General features: G+C 65.2%; 18 protein-coding genes. 7 read left to right on the forward strand and 11 right to left on the reverse strand.

The genetic code is table 11. The features are described from left to right. Positions 1-100 precede the first annotated feature (100 nt). A complete protein-coding gene (locus AC1RQC_RS00580) occupies positions 101-703 on the forward strand; it encodes a TetR/AcrR family transcriptional regulator (RefSeq protein WP_492375533.1) in 603 nt (200 codons plus the stop codon). Positions 704-971: 268 nt separating this feature from the next. On the opposite strand, the gene AC1RQC_RS00585 is transcribed toward AC1RQC_RS00580, so the two are convergent. After that, positions 972-1,679, reverse strand: a complete 708-nt coding sequence (locus AC1RQC_RS00585; protein WP_492808438.1) for a FadR/GntR family transcriptional regulator — start codon at positions 1,677-1,679, stop codon at positions 972-974. Between the two features lie 363 nt (positions 1,680-2,042). On the opposite strand from AC1RQC_RS00585, the gene AC1RQC_RS00590 reads away from it, so the two are divergent. The 3 genes from AC1RQC_RS00590 to AC1RQC_RS00600 all read left to right on the forward strand — a co-directional run bounded on the left by AC1RQC_RS00590 (position 2,043) and on the right by AC1RQC_RS00600 (position 5,646). After that, positions 2,043-2,861: an NAD-dependent epimerase/dehydratase family protein gene (locus tag AC1RQC_RS00590; protein ID WP_492375531.1), complete on the forward strand. Its 819-nt coding sequence runs from the start codon at positions 2,043-2,045 to the stop codon at positions 2,859-2,861. A 182-nt stretch (positions 2,862-3,043) separates the two neighbouring features. After that, entirely contained in the window at positions 3,044-4,342 is a 1,299-nt protein-coding gene (locus tag AC1RQC_RS00595; RefSeq protein ID WP_492375539.1) for an MFS transporter, read from the forward strand. 215 nt (positions 4,343-4,557) lie between these two features. Further along, complete coding sequence (locus tag AC1RQC_RS00600) at positions 4,558-5,646, forward strand: porin (RefSeq protein WP_492375530.1); 1,089 nt, start codon at positions 4,558-4,560, stop codon at positions 5,644-5,646. Between the two features lie 54 nt (positions 5,647-5,700). On the opposite strand, the gene AC1RQC_RS00605 is transcribed toward AC1RQC_RS00600, so the two are convergent. Continuing rightward, positions 5,701-6,195 (reverse strand): PaaI family thioesterase, encoded by a 495-nt coding sequence (locus AC1RQC_RS00605; protein WP_492826495.1) that lies wholly within the window; start codon positions 6,193-6,195, stop codon positions 5,701-5,703. A 156-nt stretch (positions 6,196-6,351) separates the two neighbouring features. Here AC1RQC_RS00605 and AC1RQC_RS00610 point away from each other — a divergent pair, with 156 nt between their 5' ends. Then, positions 6,352-6,642 carry a DUF1289 domain-containing protein gene (locus tag AC1RQC_RS00610; RefSeq protein ID WP_492375529.1) on the forward strand — a complete coding sequence of 97 codons (291 nt, stop codon included), beginning with the start codon at positions 6,352-6,354 and terminating at the stop codon, positions 6,640-6,642. 40 nt (positions 6,643-6,682) lie between these two features. Here the strand turns inward: AC1RQC_RS00610 and AC1RQC_RS00615 are convergent, their stop codons facing one another. The 3 genes from AC1RQC_RS00615 to AC1RQC_RS00625 all read right to left on the reverse strand — a co-directional run bounded on the left by AC1RQC_RS00615 (position 6,683) and on the right by AC1RQC_RS00625 (position 11,526). Further along, on the reverse strand, positions 6,683-7,390 hold the full coding sequence (locus tag AC1RQC_RS00615; RefSeq protein ID WP_492882263.1) for an MOSC domain-containing protein: 708 nt from the start codon (positions 7,388-7,390) through the stop codon (positions 6,683-6,685). A 2-nt stretch (positions 7,391-7,392) separates the two neighbouring features. Next, positions 7,393-9,855 carry a penicillin acylase family protein gene (locus AC1RQC_RS00620; protein WP_492882264.1) on the reverse strand — a complete coding sequence of 821 codons (2,463 nt, stop codon included), beginning with the start codon at positions 9,853-9,855 and terminating at the stop codon, positions 7,393-7,395. Between the two features lie 237 nt (positions 9,856-10,092). After that, positions 10,093-11,526 (reverse strand): aldehyde dehydrogenase family protein, encoded by a 1,434-nt coding sequence (locus tag AC1RQC_RS00625; RefSeq protein ID WP_183031158.1) that lies wholly within the window; start codon positions 11,524-11,526, stop codon positions 10,093-10,095. A gap of 215 nt (positions 11,527-11,741) precedes the next feature. Between AC1RQC_RS00625 and AC1RQC_RS00630 the strand changes: the two genes are divergently transcribed. Then, positions 11,742-12,356, forward strand: a complete 615-nt coding sequence (locus AC1RQC_RS00630) for a hypothetical protein (RefSeq protein ID WP_492882265.1) — start codon at positions 11,742-11,744, stop codon at positions 12,354-12,356. Between the two features lie 113 nt (positions 12,357-12,469). On the opposite strand, the gene AC1RQC_RS00635 is transcribed toward AC1RQC_RS00630, so the two are convergent. The 6 genes from AC1RQC_RS00635 to AC1RQC_RS00660 all read right to left on the reverse strand — a co-directional run bounded on the left by AC1RQC_RS00635 (position 12,470) and on the right by AC1RQC_RS00660 (position 18,318). Beyond that, positions 12,470-14,080, reverse strand: coding sequence for an ABC-F family ATPase (locus AC1RQC_RS00635; RefSeq protein WP_492375525.1), 1,611 nt, complete (start codon positions 14,078-14,080; stop codon positions 12,470-12,472). A 230-nt stretch (positions 14,081-14,310) separates the two neighbouring features. Beyond that, positions 14,311-15,279 carry a muramoyltetrapeptide carboxypeptidase gene (gene ldcA / locus AC1RQC_RS00640; RefSeq protein WP_492882266.1) on the reverse strand — a complete coding sequence of 323 codons (969 nt, stop codon included), beginning with the start codon at positions 15,277-15,279 and terminating at the stop codon, positions 14,311-14,313. Next, positions 15,276-15,956: a tRNA adenosine(34) deaminase TadA gene (gene tadA / locus AC1RQC_RS00645; RefSeq protein ID WP_492882267.1), complete on the reverse strand. Its 681-nt coding sequence runs from the start codon at positions 15,954-15,956 to the stop codon at positions 15,276-15,278. The genes ldcA and tadA overlap by 4 nt, the downstream gene beginning before the upstream one ends. Before the next feature lie 22 nt (positions 15,957-15,978). After that, positions 15,979-16,455 carry a 6-carboxytetrahydropterin synthase QueD gene (gene queD, locus AC1RQC_RS00650; protein ID WP_006159634.1) on the reverse strand — a complete coding sequence of 159 codons (477 nt, stop codon included), beginning with the start codon at positions 16,453-16,455 and terminating at the stop codon, positions 15,979-15,981. 58 nt (positions 16,456-16,513) lie between these two features. Beyond that, a complete protein-coding gene (gene queE / locus AC1RQC_RS00655) occupies positions 16,514-17,161 on the reverse strand; it encodes a 7-carboxy-7-deazaguanine synthase (RefSeq protein WP_492375522.1) in 648 nt (215 codons plus the stop codon). Positions 17,162-17,412: 251 nt separating this feature from the next. After that, positions 17,413-18,318 (reverse strand): LysR substrate-binding domain-containing protein, encoded by a 906-nt coding sequence (locus AC1RQC_RS00660; RefSeq protein WP_492826243.1) that lies wholly within the window; start codon positions 18,316-18,318, stop codon positions 17,413-17,415. Positions 18,319-18,423: 105 nt separating this feature from the next. On the opposite strand from AC1RQC_RS00660, the gene AC1RQC_RS00665 reads away from it, so the two are divergent. Beyond that, positions 18,424-19,635: an MFS transporter gene (locus AC1RQC_RS00665; protein WP_492375521.1), complete on the forward strand. Its 1,212-nt coding sequence runs from the start codon at positions 18,424-18,426 to the stop codon at positions 19,633-19,635. The last annotated feature ends 160 nt before the right edge of the window (positions 19,636-19,795 follow it).

A 19,795-nucleotide genomic window follows, 5' to 3' on the forward strand; every position in this document is an offset into this window, starting at 1 on the left:
TCGTTGAGGCTGTGATGGCTCAACCACTATTTTTAATGTAGACCAGTCTATATAATTCCAGCAGGATATCAACCCCTCCAACGACCGAGAACTTCATCACATGGCCGCTCAAGCCAAGCATCGGGACAAGATCGTCCGCGCCGCCGCCGTGCTCTTTCGCCGGTATGGTTACGCCGCCAGCGGCACCAATGACATCGTTGCATTGAGCGGTGCGCCAAAGGGCTCGCTCTATCACTACTTCCCGAAAGGTAAGGAGCAGATTGCCGAGGAAGTCATCGTGTACGCCGGCGAACTGGTGCGTGCGACGCTCGCGCAGCTATGCGCGGAACACGACTCGCCGGGGGCGATCGTGCGGGCCTATGGCGTCTTGATGGCCGGCTGGATGGCCCAGTCTGACTATCGTGACGGCTGCCCGATCTCCACCATCCTGCTGGAAATCGCCCCGGAGGCCGAGGGCGTGGCGGCAGCGGGCAACGCGGCCTTTGCCGCATGGGAAGCCGTGCTGGCCGATGCCTTCGCGGCGCGCGGGATCCCGCGGGTACGCGCCACCGAGCTCGCCGGCCTGGTGATCTGCGGCTGGCAAGGGGCACTGACGCTTGCCAAAGTAGCCAGGAGCGGTCAGCCAATCCGGCGCGCGGTGGATGAGCTGGCGCGACAACTCGACGCCGAGCCGCGGAACGTCGCCCAGGGCCAGCCCGGCTGACACGGCTTTCGCGAGTGGCTCGCCATCTCCCAGCCCAAGACACCTGATGTCCTACAACATGGAGCGCATCGCGAACCTCATTTGTACCAGCCTGCCAACTGAGATTGGTGCCGAAGCACCATGATTCGTGACGGCACTTGCGAAAGACAACCAAGCTGCCGGACTTAGGCAAAGTTGCCATACAACATCAAGCAAGCGAGCGCCCCGACATAGGTCAGCACGGCCCTACCGCACCTGGACAGGACGCGCGCCGGCTCACGACGATGAGTCAGGCACCCTCGAAGATTCGACGCCTGGCATTCTCGATATGCCGGCGCATCGCGATCGAGGCTTGAGTCGGCGACCGCTGCACAATAGCCTCGATGATCGCCAGATGCTCGGCCTGGACCTGCTCGAAGCGCGTGGGATTGCGCGTCTGCCCCAGGTTACGGGCCAGTTCCATGCACTGGCGAATCGGGCCGAGCGCATGCTCGACCGTGGGCACGAAGAAAGGATTGTGAGATGCCCGCGCAATGGACAGATGCAACTGCAGGTCCTCCTCCACGCCCGACGTCTCGCTTTCCTGTGTGCGGTCCAGCGCGGCGTAGGCGGCGCGAATGGCGTCGATGTCCGCATCGGTGCGCATCTGCGCTGAAATCTCAGCCACGCCGACTTCCACACAAAGGCGGAATGCATAGTAATGCTCGATATCCGCGATGCTGGAGATCTGGGGGGTGACCGGCTGCCCGCGTACCGGCATGCGCTGGATATAGCTTCCGGATCCCCGCCGCGAGACCACGATCCCTTCGGATCGCAAGCGTGACAGGGCCTCCCGCACGGTCGTCCGGGATACCGCATAACGGCTGGCCAGATCGGCTTCCGTCGGTAGCTTCTGGTCCGCGGAGAACTCTCCCCGCAGGATCGCTCCGATGATCAGCTTGCAAACCTGCTCCGAAAGACTGGTGCTGTCGGTTGCCGTCAATACCAATTCGTCCACACCTTGCTCCTGCTGCTGCGCCGGTTGGCCGGCGTATGGGTTGTTGCGCAAGCTGTCAGACTAACATACTGCATGTGAGGTCTATCAACCGTTCAGCAAGCCAATTCACTTTTGAAATATGGTCATTAAGCCATCTACGGCCGGGGGTAAACCCGATTTCCCGATCGTTGTCGTTGACAACCCTTTGAAATCCTAAGAAAGTTGTCCTACTTTAAATGCACTTGTCTGACAAATAAGTTTAAATTTAGTTGTATGACGTCCCATGAATGATCGCGAGGCCGGTTCAGCTCGCACTCTCCATGGGATCAGGGCGCGAGCGCTCCATACGCCGGGCCAGACCAAACAAGACGGAGATTTCATATCGTGACCAAGATTGCATTAAGCGGCGCCGGTGGCCAGTTGGGCACCGTCCTGCGGACCGCCCTGCTGGCGCGAGGCTATGGCCTGCGTTCGTCGGGCAACTCGCAGTCGCTCGCACCGGTCGCCGAGGGCGAAGAGGTAATGCGTGGCGACTTGCGCGACCCGGCCGTGGTCGACCGCCTGCTGGACGGTGTCGACGTGCTGATTCACATGGCGGGAACGAGTGTCGAGCGCCCCCTGCCGGAGATCATCGACAACAACCTGCGGGCGCTCGTCGAGGTTTATGAGGGCGCGCGGCGCCAGAAAGTCGGCCGCATCGTGTTCGCCAGTTCCAATCACGCGATCGGCATGTATCCGGTGGACCAGCAACTCTCGACCGACTGCGAGTTTCGCCCGGATGGCTTTTACGGCTTGAGCAAGATGTGGGGCGAAGGGCTTGCCCGTCTTTACTGGGACAAGCACGGCATCGAGAGCGTCTGTGTGCGCATCGGCAGCTGCGTGGAGAGACCGCAAGAGTTTCGGCATCTGAGTACCTGGCTGGGACACGATGATCTCGTGCATCTCATCGAGCAGGGCATCACGGTGCCTGACCTTGGCTTCCTCGTTGTGTGGGGCGTCTCCGCCAATACGCGCAGCTGCTGGAACAACGATGGCGCGGCGCGCCTGCGCTACCAGCCCAAACAGAATGCCGAAGACTTCGCCGAAGAGATTCTCGCAGCCCCGAACCCGCTCGATGCCATCGGCCGCCAGTACCAGGGCGGCAGTTTCGCGAGCATCGATTTCACGCCAGAGGCGCAGCGCCATGGCGGCGCCCACGGGTAGCCCCTAAGCCAAGAGGCTTGATTTCCAACCGATGCCCCACGCCGAGGATCAATGGCCGCTTGCTTTGGCCGCTTGCTTTGGCCACCTGACCTGCGTGGGCTGGCCCTGGGGCCAACCGGGATCGAGAACGACGTAGCGCGGCACACGGCTTTGCCGCGAATCCATAAATACAAGGAGACATGATGAAACACATAAAGGGCATGCGCTGGTGGATGGTCAGCCTGGTCACGATGGGCCTGATCGTCAACTACCTGGCGCGCAATACGCTATCCGTTGCCGCACCGACAATGATGTCGGAGTTGCATATGACGACCCAGCAGTACTCCTATGTGGTTGTGGCCTGGCAGGTCTGCTACGCCATGATGCAGCCGGTCGCCGGCCTGGTACTGGACGCCATCGGCACCAAGATCGGCTTTGGCATCTTCGCGCTGGCGTGGTCGCTGGCATGCGCCGCCGCCGCGCTGGCCTCCGGCTGGCAAGGCCTGGCGTTCTTTCGCGGCTTGCTTGGCCTGGCCGAAGCCGCCGGCATCCCCGGTGGCGTAAAGGCAACGACGGAATGGTTCCCCGCCAAGGAACGCTCGATCGCCATCGGCTGGTTCAACATTGGCTCGTCGATCGGCGCGCTATGCGCCCCGCCGCTGGTCGTGTGGACGATCCTGAACGGCGGCTGGCAACGGGCCTTCATCATCGTCGGCGCGCTGGGCGTGGCATGGACCGTACTGTGGATGCTCTGCTACAAGCACCCGAAGAATCAGCAGCGCCTGTCGGACCAGGAACGCGAGTACATCCTTGCCGGCCAGGAGGCGCAGCACAAGGATGCCAACGCGGCCAAGGCAAGCTGGCTCGAGATCATGCGCAGCCGGAATTTCTGGTCGATCGCGATTCCCCGTTTCCTGTCGGAGCCGGCCTGGCAAACCTTCAACGCCTGGATTCCGCTTTACATGGCAACCGAGCGCCATATGAACATCAAGGAGATCGCGATGTTCGCATGGCTGCCCTTCCTCGCCGCCGACATTGGCTGCGTGCTGGGGGGCTATCTCAGCCCGTGGTTCCACAAGCACCTCAAGGTGTCGCTGTTTACCTCGCGCAAGCTGGTCATGCTGGTCGGCTGCCTGGCGATGATCGGTCCGGCCTGCGTTGGCCTGGTGGACAGCCCATACAGCGCCATCGCGCTGTTGTGCGTCGGCGGCTTCGCCCACCAGACCTTGTCGGGCGCGCTCTACTCGATCACGTCCGACACGTTCGGCAAGAACGAAGTGGCGACAGCCACCGGCCTGGCCGGCATGAGCGGCTACCTGGGCGCGACCCTGTTCACGCTGCTGTTCGGCATTGCCGTCACGCATATCGGCTACAGCCCGCTGTTCGTCCTGCTGGCAGTGTTCGACCTGATCGCCGCCGCCATCGTCTTCCTGATGGCGCGTGAACGCGCTGCGCCCAGCGCGGCAGCTGCCAACCTCGGCTCCCCCGCACTCCACTCCTGACACCTGACGAAACACAGGCCGCGACAAGCCTGCCGGGCCCGAACGCGCACGCGTTCGCGGCCTAGGCAAAGTGCTGCCCACGATTAGCGGATGCACGCCCATCGGCACGGCGCACGGCGCACGGCGCACTCATAGCGGCTCGCGGTTGTGCAAAAACATCGGCACGGGACCAGCCGTGCTCGAAAAAACCAAGAACCTTAGAGGAGATCGTTGAAATGAGAATGAAATTGCTTGCGGCCACAATGGCTGCCCTGGCCGCTGTCGGCGCAAATGCTCAGTCGAGCGTGACGCTGTATGGCGTGGCGGATGCCGGCCTCGAGTACACGAACAAATCCTCCGCGACGGCCGCTGGCGCTCCCGGCGGCAACGCTTATCGGTTGACCTCGGGCAATCAGTCCGGCTCGCGTTGGGGCATGCGCGGCGTCGAGGATATCGGCGGCGGCCTGAAGGGCATCTTTGTACTAGAAAGCGGTGTGAACTTTGACACCGGCTCGTCGGGCCAAGGTGGCCGCCTCTTCGGGCGCGCAGCCTATGTCGGCCTGCAAAGCCCGTACGGCACGTTCACCCTGGGCCGCCACACGACCCCGTTCTTCGACTTCGGCCTGCTCTACGACCCGATGGCGATCTCGACACGCTACGGCATTACCTCGACCGCGCCGGAATTTGGCTCGCGTGCCGACAACAGCGGCAAGTACATTGGCACGTTCGGCGGCCTGACCGTGTCCGGTCTCTACAGCTTCACCAACAATGGCAACGAAGTGGCGGGAGCCTTCACCAACGGCCGCGAATACAGCTTCCTGGCCAGCTACGCGGCGGGTCCCTTCGCGGTGGGCGCGGCTTATGACCAGGCGAACAACACCGGCGCCGCCAGTGCGCAGATGATTCGCCGTGCCACCGCGGCTGGCTCGTACACGCTGGGTGCTGCCAAGGCATTCCTAGGCTACCGCTGGGCAAAGGCTTACAACGGCGCCTCGCTGCCTGGCGGCCAGTTCACCAACGGCGGGGCGAACCTGTACTGGGCAGGCCTGGCCTACCAGCTGACCCCGGCATTTTCGCTCACGGGCGCCGCGTACTATCAGGACTTCCGCAATAGCGGTGCCGACCCCTGGGACTTTGTCGCCACGGCGGATTACGCCTTGTCCAAGCGCACCGACCTTTACGCTTCCCTGTCTTACGTCAAGAACAAGGGCAACTCGAACCTGAGCGTGAACGGCTTCAACAACAACAGCCCGACCGATAGTGCGTACGTTCAGGCTGGCGCGAACCAGCTTGGCGCGACGGTCGGCATTCGCCACAAGTTCTGATCCGGTGCGAGACGCCGGCATCCTGACCGATGCCGGCGTGGCGGCGGTGCCAATTCAGGACGTCCCCTCTCTCAGGAACAAGGTGCTGCTCATCAAGGCCTTGGCCACCAGTTCAACCTGGTTCTCCCCTTGGGCATAGACCGAGACCTCCGTCACCACCTGGCGGCGCCCTCGCCGCACCACGCTGGCAACAGCGCGCAGGTTGGCCGCACTAGCCGCTTCGAGATACTGGATATTCAGCGAACTGGTAGCGCCGCCGCGCAGGTTGCCGGCATCGGCGCCCGAAGCCGCCGCTGCCGCGCCCGCCACGTCGATCAAGGTGGCGATCACACCGCCGTGCACGATCTCGCCGACCGTCACGTTGTCGGGCCGGAACGGGAGCAGCAATTCCACCTGGTCGACAGCCAGCACATCCAGCGTGATGCCCAGGGCACGGGCCACGGGCGAGCCCATCAGCACCTGCTCAACGGTATGGCGGATACGGGGGTCGACAGGCAGCGTGGCGGCGGCGCTCGCGGTGCTGGACAAGGCGGGAATCAGGGACAGCATCATGGTCTCCTTGGGAGGATCGGTACGATCAGGCTGGTTCCAGCGTAGACGCGACGGCGGCGCCGCTCAATGACCTCCCACGTCATCAACCGGCAGCCAAGGCCGGCGCAGCCAGCCGTTTATAATGAGCGCCCATCCGCCCCGCCACCCAGCCGCATGCCGTCAAACCCGCAAGACCCCAGCCAATCCGCCCAGCCAACCGACGGGCAGCCGGAGTCACAGCCGGAATCACAACCGAATGCACCACGCGGCGACGAAAGCCTGTTCGACCGCCCGGACAGCCCGTGCATCGGCATCTGCTCGACCTTGTTCGACGAGATCTGCCAGGGTTGCGGGCGCAGCGCCATGGAAGTCAGCAACTGGGTCTTCATGGACGACACGGAAAAGCAGGCCGTGTGGGAACGCATCACACGCGAGGGCAAAGGCAAGCGCTTCCGCCAGGGCTGAGCCAGGCCCGACTCTTCCGCCCACGGTGGCCGGCTTAGGCTTAGCCGCCTGCCAGCCGCCGCTCCATATCCTCCACCTCGCGCCGCTCCAGCCGCTGGCGCGCCAGCTTGCGCCAGTTCTCGGCCAGTGCCGGCAGCGTCGCCATGGCGTACAAGGCGCCCGCATCCAGGCGATCCACATAGAGCACGTGCAGCAGTCGCTGCAGGCTCCAGTCCGGATATGGCCGCTCGACCAGCACCAGGCTGTCGCCCCGCGCCAGGCCGCCCTCTTCCAGCACCCGGTAGTACCAGCCCGTGCGCAGGCTTTGCTGGACCGCGCGCGCCATGCCGGCGTGCCCGAACCGATGGTTCAGCTTCCAGCAAGGCTGGCGTGCCTGCGACACCTCGACCAACGCCCCGCCCAGGCGAAAACGATCGCCAATGCAGACATCGGCCTCGGTCAGGCCAGCGGTGCTCACGTTCTCGCCAAACGCGCCGGGCCTTGCCAGTACCTCGGCCGTCTGCGTGGAAAGCGGTGAGAGTTCCTCGCGCCAGGCCGGATAGTGATCGAAGGCGTAGTGGTGGATGGCCTTTTCCGGGCCGCCATGGTGCCTGGAGTCTCCCTGCCCGTCTCCGGCCAAACCCAGCACGGTGACGCGCACCGCACAGTCCACCGCCTGCTTGTCGATGCCGCTAGGCACACCCTTGGGCCCAAACGGGCGCACGGTGCCCAGCAACACGCAGCCAATGGGAATGGACACCTCGGTCATCGTCATCGCCTGCCGGCCGGTTGCAGCACCAGCGTGTCGAAGGCCTCATTGCCCGGCGCGCGGCGGCCCGGCGCCATGGTGATGTACTGCACCGCGGCCCACTTGTCGGTCCAGTCGCGGTAATGGGTCGACGTCACGTTGCCCGATTGCCCGGTCGAATCCATGAAGCGCGACTCGGCCAGGTCTGACAGGTCGTAGATGGCACGCAGGCTGGCCGCGTGCACGCTCTCGAACGGCGCCGCCTCGTCGCGCAGGTTATGGCGCCCTACGTTGACCGTATAGGTGTCGCCGCCACTGGGTACCTTGACGTTGAACAAACCCGCCAGGTAAGGCTGTTTGCCGAACGGCTTGTGCTCGGAGCGGGCCGCATGCGCCTGGCCCCAGCGCCAGCGCTCAGGCTTGTCGCCGTAGCGCCGGTCCAGGTCGGCAATGGCGAGGCGCCAGGCTTTGGCAACGGCATCGTCGCAGCTCTCCGGCGCCGGGGTCGTGCTGTCGTCGCACCAGAACGCGCCTTGCCCCCGCGGATTGCGCAATACGTTGAGCATGGGCTGCTGCACGTTACGCTGCTCCCACAGGCGGTTGAACAGCGTATCTCCGACCTTGTCCTCGAACAGCACGCGCGATAGCTCGCGCAGCCATGCGGTTGCGACCAGCGGCTCGGACAGCCTGGGCTGCATATCGCCATCCCATTTGCGCAGCGATGCGATCAGCGCGCGCTCGCGCTCCGGCAGCGCCGGGTCGCTGGCGATTGGAGATGCCAGCAGCAGCGGCAAGGCATCGCGCACGGCGAGCGAGAGCGTGTCTTTCTGGATCGCGCCAAAACTGTCCATGGTGTGCCGCTCGGTGGCGTCGATCAGCGTGCGGATGCGCTGGTAGCGATACGGCACGGTCCATTCGCTGGTCAGGAAATACGGGTAGTCGTCCTCGACGATCTTCTGGTTGGCGGTGGCGATCACGCCCTCGGGCGGATTGAAGCTGCGCGGCAATTGCTCGAAGGGGATGAAGCCGCTCCAGTCGTAGCGCGCGTCCCAGCCGGGGGCCGGCGCCAACCCCTTCAGGTCATTGTCGGCGCGGCGCAGCGGCACGCGGCCCGGCGCGATAAAGCCGATGTTGCCGTCGACATCGGCGTAGACGATGTTCTGCTGCGGCGAATGGAAATCGCGCAGCGCCGCCAGGAAGCTGGCCCAGTCGGTGGCGCGGTTCAGCGCCAGCCCGGCCTGCACGGTCCGGTCATCGGCACGCAGCGCGGTCCACTGGAAAGCCACCACGTACTGCGCCCCGAGCGGGGCCGCGGCGGTCGCCACCGGCTCGGCCGCATCCGAAATCACCGGGCCGTGGCGCGTCTCGCGCACGTTCAGCGTCACGTCGGGCGCGCCCTTGACGTGGATGATCTCGGTGCGCGTGACGAACTCAGCCCAGCCGTCCGGCGTCTGGTAACGCTGCGTGCTGCCAGGCTGCAAGCGCTCGATATAGAGATCCTGCACGTCCGGCGCGGTATTGGTGAAGCCCCAGGCGATGCGCTGGTTATGCCCGAGCACCACCGCCGGCATGCCGGGCAGCGTGGCGCCCGTGACATCCAGCCCGGGAGCCTGCATCTGGGCGAAGTACCACAGCGCCGGCGCCTGCAGCCCTAGGTGCGGATCATTGGCCAGCAGCGGCTTGCCCGAACGCGTATGGGCGCCCGACACCACCCAGTTGTTCGAGCCCATGCCCTCCACATAGCCTGCCGGCGCCTGCTGCTCGACACGCGCCATGGCCGTGGCCAGCGGCGCCAGGTGCCGGTAGAGATTGCCGTAGTCCATGGTGCGCAGCGGCCGTTCGCCAGGATAAGGCGCCAGCAGCTCGTTGATGCGCGACACGGGCAGCACCTGCGCGAGCCGCATGCGCAACGTCTCCTGGGTCCAGTTGCCGCCCAGGTCCCACGCCATCATGGTCTGCCAGGCCAGTGTATCGGCCGGCTCCCAGCGCTCGGGCTGGGTACGCAAGATCAGGAACTCCGGCGGCAACGGCCCCTTGCGGCCATCGATATAGGCATTCACGCCATCGGCATAGGCCTGCAACATGGCCCGGGTCTCGGCGGAGGATTGGGCCAGGATGGCTTCGGCATTGCGCCGCACGCCCAGGGTACGCAGGAAACGGTCGGTATCCAGCGCGCTCGGCCCCAGGATTTCCGCCAGCCGGGCGGACACGATGCGCTTGCTCATCTGCAACTGCCACAGCCGATCCTGCGCATGGACGAAGCCGAGCGCAAAGTAGGCATCCTGCGCATTGGCCGCCTTGATATGCGGCACGGCATGGCGGTCCCGGACGATCGATACGCTCTCGCGCAAGCCGGGCAACTTCAGCGTGCCCGCGGTCTGCGGCTGCGATGCTTGCCGATACCAGACATAAGCGCCAAACGCGCAGACCAGCAGCAACACCGCCAGCGTCAATACCAGCCAGGTCAGCCGTTTCAACCAACGCATCGATCCCTCTCCCCGCGTGGCGTGTCGCGCCCGCGCTCTTATTTATGTTTTTGGTCCCATGCCTCTTGCCCCGTCCGCAGGTCCGCGCTCAGTCCCGCGTTCAGTCCCGCTTGCCGGCCAATGGCACTCCGGCATTATCGCCGAATCATGCCTGCAGCCAACGTGAATCGAGCCCGCGAACCCACCCATGAAAAATGCCCGGACCAGCCGGGCATTTTTCCTCGCCAACCGCCGGCCTCAGGCAGCCGGCTTCTTCATCTGCAGCGACTTGTACTCGAGGAATTCCTCGAGCCCGTACTTGCCGGCCTCGCGCCCGTTGCCGGACTGCTTGTAGCCGCCAAACGGCGCCTGCATGTTGAACGGGCCACCGTTGATGTCAACCTGGCCGGTGCGGATCCGACGCGCCACGCGGATGGCGCGCGCCTCGTCGCCCGACCACACGCCGCCGCCCAGCCCGTAGATGCTGTCGTTGGCGATGCGCACGGCATCTTCCTCGGTGTCATAGCAGATGATCGACAGCACCGGGCCGAAGATCTCTTCCTGCGCCACCGTGGCCTTGGGATCGACATTGCCCAGCACCGTCGGCTTGACAAAGAAGCCCTTGTCCAGCCCTTCGGGCGCCTCGGGGCCGCCTGCAACCAGCTCAGCGCCCTCGTTGATGCCGCGCTGGATATAGCCGGTCACGCGGTCTTTCTGCGCGGCTGAGATCAGCGGGCCGAGGCGGCTGGTTTCCAGCAACGGGTCGCCCACGGTATAGCCCTCGACCACCTTCTTGGCAATGGCCTTGACCTCGTCGTAGCGCGCGCGCGGCACCAGCATGCGGGTATGCGCCGAGCAGGTCTGCCCGGAGTTGAGGAAACAGGCGCCAACGGTACCCTTGACCGCGGCAGCCAGGTCCGCGTCGTCCAGGATCACCGAAGCGGACTTGCCGCCCAGCTCCAGCGCCACGCGCTTGACACTCTGCGCGCCCAGCTCCGACACCCGCTTGCCAGCGCGCGTGGAACCCGTGAACGACACCATGTCGACTTCCGGGTGGCTGGCCAGTACCTCGCCCACCACCGGACCGTAGCCGGTGACCAGGTTGAACACGCCCGGTGGCAGCCCGGCGGCTTCAATCACCTCTGCCAGCACGAAGGCATTGAGCGGCGCCACCTCCGAAGGCTTGAGCACCACCGTGCAGCCCGCGGCCAGCGCCGGCGCCACTTTCAGCGTGATCTGGTTGAGCGGGTAGTTCCACGGCGTAATGGCCGCGACCACGCCCACCGGCTCCCGAACCACCAGGGAATTGCCGACTTCTTCCTCGAACGCGAAGGTCTCGAGCAGCTTGGCAGCCTGTGCCCAGTTGTAGACCGGGCCGCCCACCTGAATCGCGCGCGCCATCTTGATCGGCATGCCGACTTCGCCGGCGATCAGTTGCGCCAGTTCCTCGCTGCGCGCCTTCAGGCCCTCGGCAATCTTGCGGATATAGTCCGCGCGCACGCTGGGCGGCGTGGCCGACCAGCTGTCGAAGGCGGCTCGCGCTGCCTGGATAGCATCCTCGGCGTCGCGCGCGTGGCCTTCGGGGATGCGGCCCATGACGGCTTCGGTCGTGGAGTGGATGACGTTGATCAGGCCGGTACCGTGCGGGGCAACCCACTTACCGTTGATAAAGAGTTTGTCTCGTTGTTGCATGGCCACAGTTTTCAGTTGGGTGAATAGGCGGGTGCAAATTTTGTTACTTTTATGGTGCATCACATTGTAGTGCGCTTTGGCGACTCTTTTTTTTGCAGCGCGCCAGCAGCCCAAACAACGTGGCGATAATCGGCCGGCGAGCCGCATGACGCAAAGTGCGGCCTACCGCACGGCACGGCACCGGCCGGCCTATAACAATGGAGCGAGACAGAGACATGACCGACCCGGTTTTTCATAAGACCGAGCAAGGCCAGGACGAAATCCGCACGCGCGCGCGCAAGCTGGACCATAAGCTGCGCGCCTTGCTGCTGATCGTCAATGGCGAGCGCCGGCGCAGCGAACTGCTGGCACAGACCGGCGGCATGGGCGTCGGGCCGGAGAGCATTGACGCCCTGCTGGCTTCCGGTCTGATCCGCGCGGAGAATGCGCCGCAGCCTGCGGCAGCGGCTGCCAGCCCTGCAAACCCACCCGCCAGCGGGGATCGCCATGGCGATGCCAAGGCCGACAGCCTGTTCTCCATGTACGGCATGCGTGGTGCCAATGTGCCGTCATGGGACGACGCCTTGCCTGCGCCAGCCTCCCCGCAAACCGCGGGCGGCACTTACCAGCAGCTTTATCACTTCTATACGGATGTCATCGGCCATCACCTGGGCCTGCGCGGCTACCTGCTGCAAGTCAAGGTGGAAAAGGCCGGCAGCCCGGCGGAACTGGCGGCGCTGCGCGACCCGCTATACAGCGCCCTGCACAAGGCCAAAGGGGAGATCACCGCCGGCGCCATCATCGACCAGCTCGACAGGATGGTGCGCGACGACGGGCATGCATCGGCCTGAGTTGCCTTTAGTGGCATTTAGTGGCCTTTAGTGGCCGCAATGGATCCCGGCCACAAAAACAAGAAGGGCCGCACATGGCGGCCCTTCTTGTTGGCTCGGCTGGCGCTAGCGGCTCAGCCGTCAATACCCTGCGACTCCAGGTACTCGTCATACGTACCCAGGTAATCGGTCAGCGTGCCATCGTTGCGCACTTCGATCACGCGCGTGGCCAGGCCGCTGACGAACACGCGGTCGTGCGAGACGAAGACCAGCGTGCCGGTGAACTTGTCCAGCGCGATCTGCAGCGATTCGATGGATTCCATGTCCATGTGGTTGGTCGGCTCGTCGAGCGCCAGCACATTGTGGCGGCCCAGCATCAGCTTGCCCCAGATCATGCGGCCCTTCTCGCCGCCGGACAGCACCTTGACCGACTTCTTGATGTCGTCGGCCGAGAACAGCAGGCGGCCCATCGTGCCGCGCAGCGACTGGTCGTCGTCGCCGGCCTGGGTCCACTGGCTCATCCAGTCGATCAGGTCGCGGTCGACCGGGAATTCCTCGAAGGTGTCCTGCGGCATATAGCCGACATTGGCGTTCTCGGCCCACTTGATGGTGCCGCGATCGACTTCCACGCCGCCCTTGACGGTGCTGCCCAGCAGGCTGCGCAGCAAGGTGGTCTTGCCGGCGCCGTTTTCGCCAATGATGGCCACGCGCTCGCCGGCCTGGATCGCGATCGACAGGTTGTTGATGACCTTGCGATCGTAGGTCTTGGTCACGCCCTCGGCTTCCACGGCCAGGTTGTGCAGCTTCTTGTCGAACTCGAAGCGGATGAACGGGTTCTGGCGCGACGACGGCTTGATGTCCTCGACCTTGATCTTGTCGATCTGCTTCAGGCGCGAGGTGGCCTGGCGGGCCTTGGACTTGTTGGCCGAGAAGCGGCGCACGAAGTCCTGCAGCTCGCCGATGCGCTCCTTGGCGCGCGTATTGGCCGCCAGCTGGCGCTCGCGCGCCTGCATGGAGGCTTCCATGTAGTCGTCGTAGTTGCCCGGGTAGACCTTGAGCGTGCCGTAGTCCATGTCGGCCATGTGCGTGCACACGGAGTTCAGGAAGTGGCGATCGTGGGAGATGATGATCATGGTGGAATTGCGCTCGTTGAGCACTTGTTCCAGCCAGCGGATCGTATTGATGTCGAGGTTATTGGTCGGCTCGTCGAGCAGCAGCACGTCCGGGTTCGAGAACAGGGCCTGCGCCAGCAGCACGCGCAGCTTCCAGCCCGGCGCCACGTTGCTCATGGTGCCCTGATGCTGGTCGGTGGGGATGCCCACGCCCAGCAGCAGCTCGCCGGCGCGCGCTTCGGCCGTGTAGCCGTCGTACTCGGCATACTTGGCCTCCAGCTCGGCGGCCTTCATGTAGTCTTCGTCGGTGGCTTCCGGGTTAGCGTAGATCGCGTCGCGCTCGGCGGCGGCGGCCCACATCTCGGTGTGGCCCATCATGACCACGTCCAGCACGCGCATGTCTTCATAGGCGAACTGGTCCTGGCGCAGCTTGCCCAGGCGCACGCCAGGCTCCAGCATGACGGTGCCGGCGGACTGCTCGAGGTCCCCGCCGAGGATCTTCATGAAGGTGGACTTGCCGCAACCGTTCGCGCCGATCAAGCCGTAGCGGTTGCCCTCGCCGAACTTGACCGAGATATTCTCGAACAACGGCTTGGGGCCGAACTGCATGGTGATGTTTGCGGTAGAAAGCACGTCTGGGACCTTGTATGAATGATGAGGCGCGGGACTTGCCGCGCTTGCCTCGGGCTGCCGCCCTGCTGATGGCTGTGCAAATGGCTAATCGCTTGATTTGCTTAGCTGCGTGGACGGCGCAAAGCCAGGCATGGCGACCTGGTGGCGCGTTGGCGCGGGGCCCGGGCAGGGAATTCGGGAAACAACCCGCGATTTTACCACTGGCGGGCAAAGGAACGAAGCGATAAGCCTCAGATGTGGGTGCAAGGCGCCGCTTTCAACACCGGGTAACCCGACAGCGACAGCGAAAATCCATCCGCGCGTGCGCTCAACTGCGCCTGCCCTCCCACTGGCAGGGTCAACTTGCGCGGGCAGTGGCCGAACGGCAGGCCGGTGAGGACCGGTACCGACAGGCGCTCCTGCATGTACGCCACCACGGCAGGCAGGTCATAGCCGTTGTCGTAATCCGTCACGCGGTAATTGGAAAAGTCGCCCAGCAGGATCGCGCGCTGGGCGCCAAGCACGCCAGCCTGGTCCAGCTGCAGCAGCATGCGCTCGACCCGGTAAGGCGGCTCGTTGACGTCTTCCAGGAACAGGATGCCGCCCTGCACCGCCGGCATGAACGGCGTACCCAGCAAGCTGCACAGCATCGCCATGTTGCCGCCCCACAGCGTGCCCGCCAACGCGCCCGAAAAAGGCTGCCCGCCAGCCTGCGGCGCATCCACGTCGATGGTGTACGCCGGATCTCGCAGCACGCCGCTGAAGTGCTGCCACATGAACGGGTCGACCACGTCCGCGCCAAAATCCACCAGCAGCATCGGGCCGGCAAAGGTGACGCCACCGGTGGCCGCCAGGTACGCCAGCTGGAAGGCCGTGAAATCGCTGTGGCCGACGATGGGCGTCTGGCTCGCGCGCGCCTGCTCGGCGATGCGGGCAAAGTCCACCTGCTCCAGCAGCCGTGCAATACCGTAGCCGCCGCGCACAGCCAGCGTCAGCTCGTGCGGCGCGCCGGTGCCGATGGCATGCAGGTCGGCCAGCCGTTCGGCATCGCTGCCGCCAAAACGCAGGTAGCGGCGCGCCAGCACATCCGGGTTGCCGACATGAAAGCCCTGCCCCTTGAGCCAGGCGCAGCCGCGCGCGGCGATGGCGACGTCGTGCGGATAGCCGGAAGACGCGATCAGGCGGACTTCGGTGGCTGGCGTAGGCGTGGGCTGGCTCATGCGTCGGGGTTCTGGCTTGGGTCGGTGTCGGTGGAGGCAGCAGGCGCGGCAGCGGCGCAATGCGCGCAGGCAGGCGCATCGCTTGCCCCCGCAACCTGCGCGGCTTCTTGTATGGCTTCTTGTTCGGCTACTTGCGCCGCTTTCTGCGCGGCCTTCTGGGCCCGGCGTCTGCCGCCGAAGAAATCCTTCAGCATGCGCGAGCACGCGTCGGCCATCACGCCACCGGCAATGGTGGTCTGGTGATTGAGCTGCGCCTGCTCGAACAGGTTCAGCACGCTGCCCGCGGCGCCCGTCTTGGGATCGGTGGCGCCAAACACCACGTGGCGAATCCGCGCATGCAGGATCGCGCCGCTGCACATCACGCAGGGTTCCAGCGTCACGTACAGCTCGCACTCCGGCATGCGGTAGTTGCCGATCACGCGGGCAGCGGCGCGCAGCGCCTGCATTTCAGCGTGCGCGGAAGGATCGACCGAGCGGATCGGCAGGTTGTGGCCGCGCGCGATGATGGTGTCGTTCCACACCACGACCGCGCCCACCGGGACTTCGCCGGCGGCTTCGGCCAGGCGCGCTTCGTCGAGCGCGGCCTGCATATAGCGGCGGTCGCGCGCAAGCGCCAGATCCATGGACAGATCCGGGCTTGCCAGGCTGGCCTCGGGCGGGAGGGTCGGCTCGGTCATCGCGGCTGCATCATGCGGCGAGTCAGTCCTGCGCCGGCAGGCTGAAGGCAGCGCTGACCTCGGCCCAGCAGTTCGGGGTCTCGAACAGCACCAGGCGGGTGAGCTGCAACTGGTGCCCGAAGCAATCCTTGAACACCGGGGCAAGCATGTCGAAGGCGATCTGGGCCAGGTTCTCCACGGTCGGGATGGCATCGAGCACCACCGTCTTGTGCCCGTCCATGGTCTGCAGGAAGTTCAGCAGCGCGGTATCGCCGCGATGGATCAGGAAGGCGTGGTCCCACTTGGACACCAGGTGTTCCGTGGCCAGCGCCTTGATATCGCTGAAGTCCAGGATCATGCCCTCATCCGAGGCGCCGGCGCGATGCAGCACCTCGCCCGACAGCGTCAGGTCCAGGCGATAGCGGTGGCCATGGATGTTGCGGCACTGGCCGCCATGGTTGGGAATGCGGTGGCCGGAGTCGAACTCCAGCCGGCGGGTAATGGAAACTTGCTTGTTCATGTGGGCCAATGGGTGCCGAGGTGTGCCGGTGCGTACCGGCGCGATTTGCGCGATTTGCCTACCGGATGCCGAGCAGCTTGTGGGTCTGCAGCGAAAGGCGCCAGAGCGGGCGGCGCTGGCAGAACTCCACCGCCAGCGCGGTATTTTGCCGTGCCAGCGGGCCATCCATGGCCTGCACCAGGAAATAGCGGAAATCAAGGTGCTCGTATGCGGCGAAATCCTGGCCATCCTGCGGGATCACCACCTTGAGTTCGTCGCCGCGCTTCACCACCAGTTCGGAACCCATCTTGGGGCTCACGCAAACCCAGTCGATGCCCTCGGGCACCGGCAATGTGCCATTGGTCTCGATGGCGATCTCGAAGCCGCGCGCATGCAGCGCGTCGATCAGCGGCGCATCCAGCTGCAGCAGCGGCTCGCCGCCCGTGCAGACCACTAGCGGACGCCCGGCGGCGCTGCTATCCACCGCCTGCGGCCACTGGGCCGCCACCTTGTCGGCGAGCGCCTCGGCAGTGCGGTACTTGCCGCCCTCGGTGCCATCGGTGCCGACGAAGTCGGTGTCGCAGAACTGGCAGACCGCGCTGGCACGGTCTTCCTCGCGCCCGCTCCAGAGATTGCATCCGGAGAAGCGGCAGAACACGGCTGCGCGGCCCGCGTTGGCGCCTTCGCCCTGCAGTGTGTAGAAGATTTCCTTGACGGCGTAAGTCATGCTGGCTGGTAAAGCTCTGATCGCTTTTATAGGTAGTGCTGTGGGCGGTGCAGTGAGGCAGTCGGTGCACGGCGCGCGGCGAATGCCGGGCGGGCAACTGGCGACGCGTGGCGACTCTTGGCCAGACTATTGGCCAGGAAACTGCGGCGAACTCGCTATTTTCGCACAGGAGCGCAATCCGCTCCAGCCGCCTCCTTGATTTCCCCTATTGCCAAGGCCACGCTCAGGCGCTGCCCATGGCCCGCGCCGGCCTAAAGTTGCGCCCAAGCCGCCTCACGCAGCTTGCCACCGACAAAATCCAGGAAGCTGGCGATGCGCGCCGAAAGCTGGGTATTGAGGTAGTAGACCGCGTTGATCGACTGACGCTCGTCAATGGTGTGCGCCATCAGCACCTGCACCAGGTCGCCGCGGCGCCGGTCCGCGTCGGTCATGAAGTCCGACAGGCAGACCAGGCCCTCGCCCGCCAGTGCCAGCTGGCGCAGGGTTTCGCCGCTCGACGCCGACAGATGCGGCGTGATCTGCACCTCTTCACCCACGGCACCGCGCAAGGGCCAGCGATTGAGCGACTCGGGCTGGTTAAAGCCGATCAGGCTGTGGCCGGCAAGGTCCGCCACGCTTTCCGGGCGGCCCCGCGCCTTGAGATAGGCTGGGCTGGCCAGCACGCGCACACGGCTGCTGGCCAGCGCACGCGCATGCAGGGTGGAGTCGCGCAGCGTGCCGATACGGATCGCCACGTCGGTACGGTGTTCGAGCAGGTCGATGATCTGGTCGTTGGTATTGAGCTCCAGCTCGATTTCCGGATACGCCCGGCGGAATTCCCCGATCAGCGGCACGATCACGTGCAGCATGAACGGGGATGCCGCGTTGACCCGCAGCCGTCCCGCCGGCCGCTGGCGGCGCACGGCCATCTGCTCCTCCGCCAGGTCCACGGAAGCCAGGATCGCGCGCGCGTGGGCCAGCAGTGCCTCGCCCTCCTCGCTCAGCGCCAGCCGGCGCGTGGTCCGGTGCAGCAGGGTGGTGCCCACCTTGTCTTCCAGGCGGCTCAGCGCACGGCTGATGCCGGAGACGGTTTGCCCCAGTTGCTCGGCCGCAGCCGTGATGGAGCCACTGTCCACGACGGTGGCAAAGGCCTGCAGTTCTTCGAGTGTGATCTTCATTGTTGAATACTAATCAAATATCTTATCCAGATCACCCACTTAATCAGCAAGAAAGACTGCGGCAAACTGCGCCCATCCTAATTCCGGACGCTCCTGGAGCCCACCATGCCCATTGCCCTGTTCGCGCTGACCATCAGCGCGTTTGCCATCGGGACCACCGAATTCGTCATCGTCGGCCTGATCCCCACCATCGCCGCCGATCTGCACATCACCCTGCCATCGGCCGGCCTGCTGGTCAGCCTCTATGCGCTCGGCGTGGCCATCGGCGCCCCGGTGCTGACCGCCCTCACCGGCCGCCTGCCGCGCAAGGCGCTGCTGCTGTCGCTGATGGCCCTGTTCACGCTGGGCAACCTGCTGGCGTGGAAGGCGCCCGGCTACGAATCGCTGATCCTGGCGCGTATCCTGACCGGCCTGGCCCACGGGGTGTTCTTCTCGATCGGTTCCACCATCGCCACCAGCCTGGTGCCGAAGGAAAAGGCCGCGAGCGCCATCGCCATCATGTTCACCGGCCTGACCGTGGCGCTCGTCACCGGCGTGCCGCTGGGCACCTTCATCGGCCAGCATTTCGGCTGGCGCGAGACCTTCCTCGCGGTGTCGGCGCTCGGCCTGGTCGCCTTCGTCGGCAGCCTGATGTTCGTTCCGGCCAACATCCGCCATGGCGCCCCTGCCTCGCTGCTGCAACAGGCCAAGGTGCTGGCCGAACCGCGCCTGCTGCTGGTCTACGCCAAGACCGCGATCGGCTATGGCGGCTCGTTCATCCCCTTCACCTTCCTCGCCCCCATCCTGCAGGACGTATCGGGCTTCAGCGCCGGCGCGGTCGGGCTGGTGATGCTGGTGTACGGCGTATCGGTCGCCGCGGGCAACATCTGGGGCGGCCGCCTGGCCGACCGCCACGGCCCCATCGCCGCGCTCAAGATCGTGTTCCTGCTGCTGTCCATCGTGCTGTTTTCGCTGACCTTCACCGCGCCGCACCGCTGGCTGGTGGTGGTGACCGTGCTGGCCTGGGGCGCCGTCGCCTTCGGCAATGTGCCGGCGCTGCAGGTCTATGTGGTCAAGCAGGCGGAGCGCTATGCGCCGGGTGCCGTCGATGTGGCATCGGGCCTCAATATCGCCGCGTTCAATCTGGGCATTGCCGGCGCGGCATGGGCAGGCGGGCTGATCGTGACCCATATGGGCCTGATGCATACGCCGTGGATTGGCGCGCTGGTGGTACTGGCGGCGCTTGGCCTGACCGTGTTGAGCGGGCGGCTGGACCAGCTGGACCGGCTGGCGCAACACCCCAAGAGCGAGCGCAAGCTGGCCGCCACCAGGGCCTGACCCCGGCGCATCACGCCTGTTCCAGCACGGACACGCCGCCAGCCCGATATTGATGACCAACGTATGCACGGTATTGACCAGCGGACCGGGATGGGCGGCCCGCATGGCGCGGGCTCCGCGCCGAGGCTGGCGCCTTGCGCGACGGCGGCACCATGGCTGG

This window comes from Cupriavidus sp. GW822-FHT03E04 (assembly GCF_058801495.1).

Bases quoted from the DNA above. Each gene is read 5' to 3' on its own strand.
- AC1RQC_RS00580 (WP_492375533.1), top strand. From the start codon at position 101: ATGGCCGCTCAAGCCAAGCATCGGGACAAGATCGTCCGCGCCGCCGCC.
- AC1RQC_RS00595 (WP_492375539.1), top strand. From the start codon at position 3,044: ATGAAACACATAAAGGGCATGCGCTGGTGGATGGTCAGCCTGGTCACG.
- AC1RQC_RS00600 (WP_492375530.1), top strand. From the start codon at position 4,558: ATGAGAATGAAATTGCTTGCGGCCACAATGGCTGCCCTGGCCGCTGTC.
- AC1RQC_RS00605 (WP_492826495.1), bottom strand. From the start codon at position 6,195: ATGCTGTCCCTGATTCCCGCCTTGTCCAGCACCGCGAGCGCCGCCGCC.
- AC1RQC_RS00610 (WP_492375529.1), top strand. From the start codon at position 6,352: ATGCCGTCAAACCCGCAAGACCCCAGCCAATCCGCCCAGCCAACCGAC.
- AC1RQC_RS00615 (WP_492882263.1), bottom strand. From the start codon at position 7,390: ATGACCGAGGTGTCCATTCCCATTGGCTGCGTGTTGCTGGGCACCGTG.
- AC1RQC_RS00620 (WP_492882264.1), bottom strand. From the start codon at position 9,855: ATGCGTTGGTTGAAACGGCTGACCTGGCTGGTATTGACGCTGGCGGTG.
- AC1RQC_RS00625 (WP_183031158.1), bottom strand. From the start codon at position 11,526: ATGCAACAACGAGACAAACTCTTTATCAACGGTAAGTGGGTTGCCCCG.
- AC1RQC_RS00630 (WP_492882265.1), top strand. From the start codon at position 11,742: ATGACCGACCCGGTTTTTCATAAGACCGAGCAAGGCCAGGACGAAATC.
- ldcA (WP_492882266.1), bottom strand. From the start codon at position 15,279: ATGAGCCAGCCCACGCCTACGCCAGCCACCGAAGTCCGCCTGATCGCG.
- tadA (WP_492882267.1), bottom strand. From the start codon at position 15,956: ATGACCGAGCCGACCCTCCCGCCCGAGGCCAGCCTGGCAAGCCCGGAT.
- queD (WP_006159634.1), bottom strand. From the start codon at position 16,455: ATGAACAAGCAAGTTTCCATTACCCGCCGGCTGGAGTTCGACTCCGGC.
- queE (WP_492375522.1), bottom strand. From the start codon at position 17,161: ATGACTTACGCCGTCAAGGAAATCTTCTACACACTGCAGGGCGAAGGC.
- AC1RQC_RS00660 (WP_492826243.1), bottom strand. From the start codon at position 18,318: ATGAAGATCACACTCGAAGAACTGCAGGCCTTTGCCACCGTCGTGGAC.
- AC1RQC_RS00665 (WP_492375521.1), top strand. From the start codon at position 18,424: ATGCCCATTGCCCTGTTCGCGCTGACCATCAGCGCGTTTGCCATCGGG.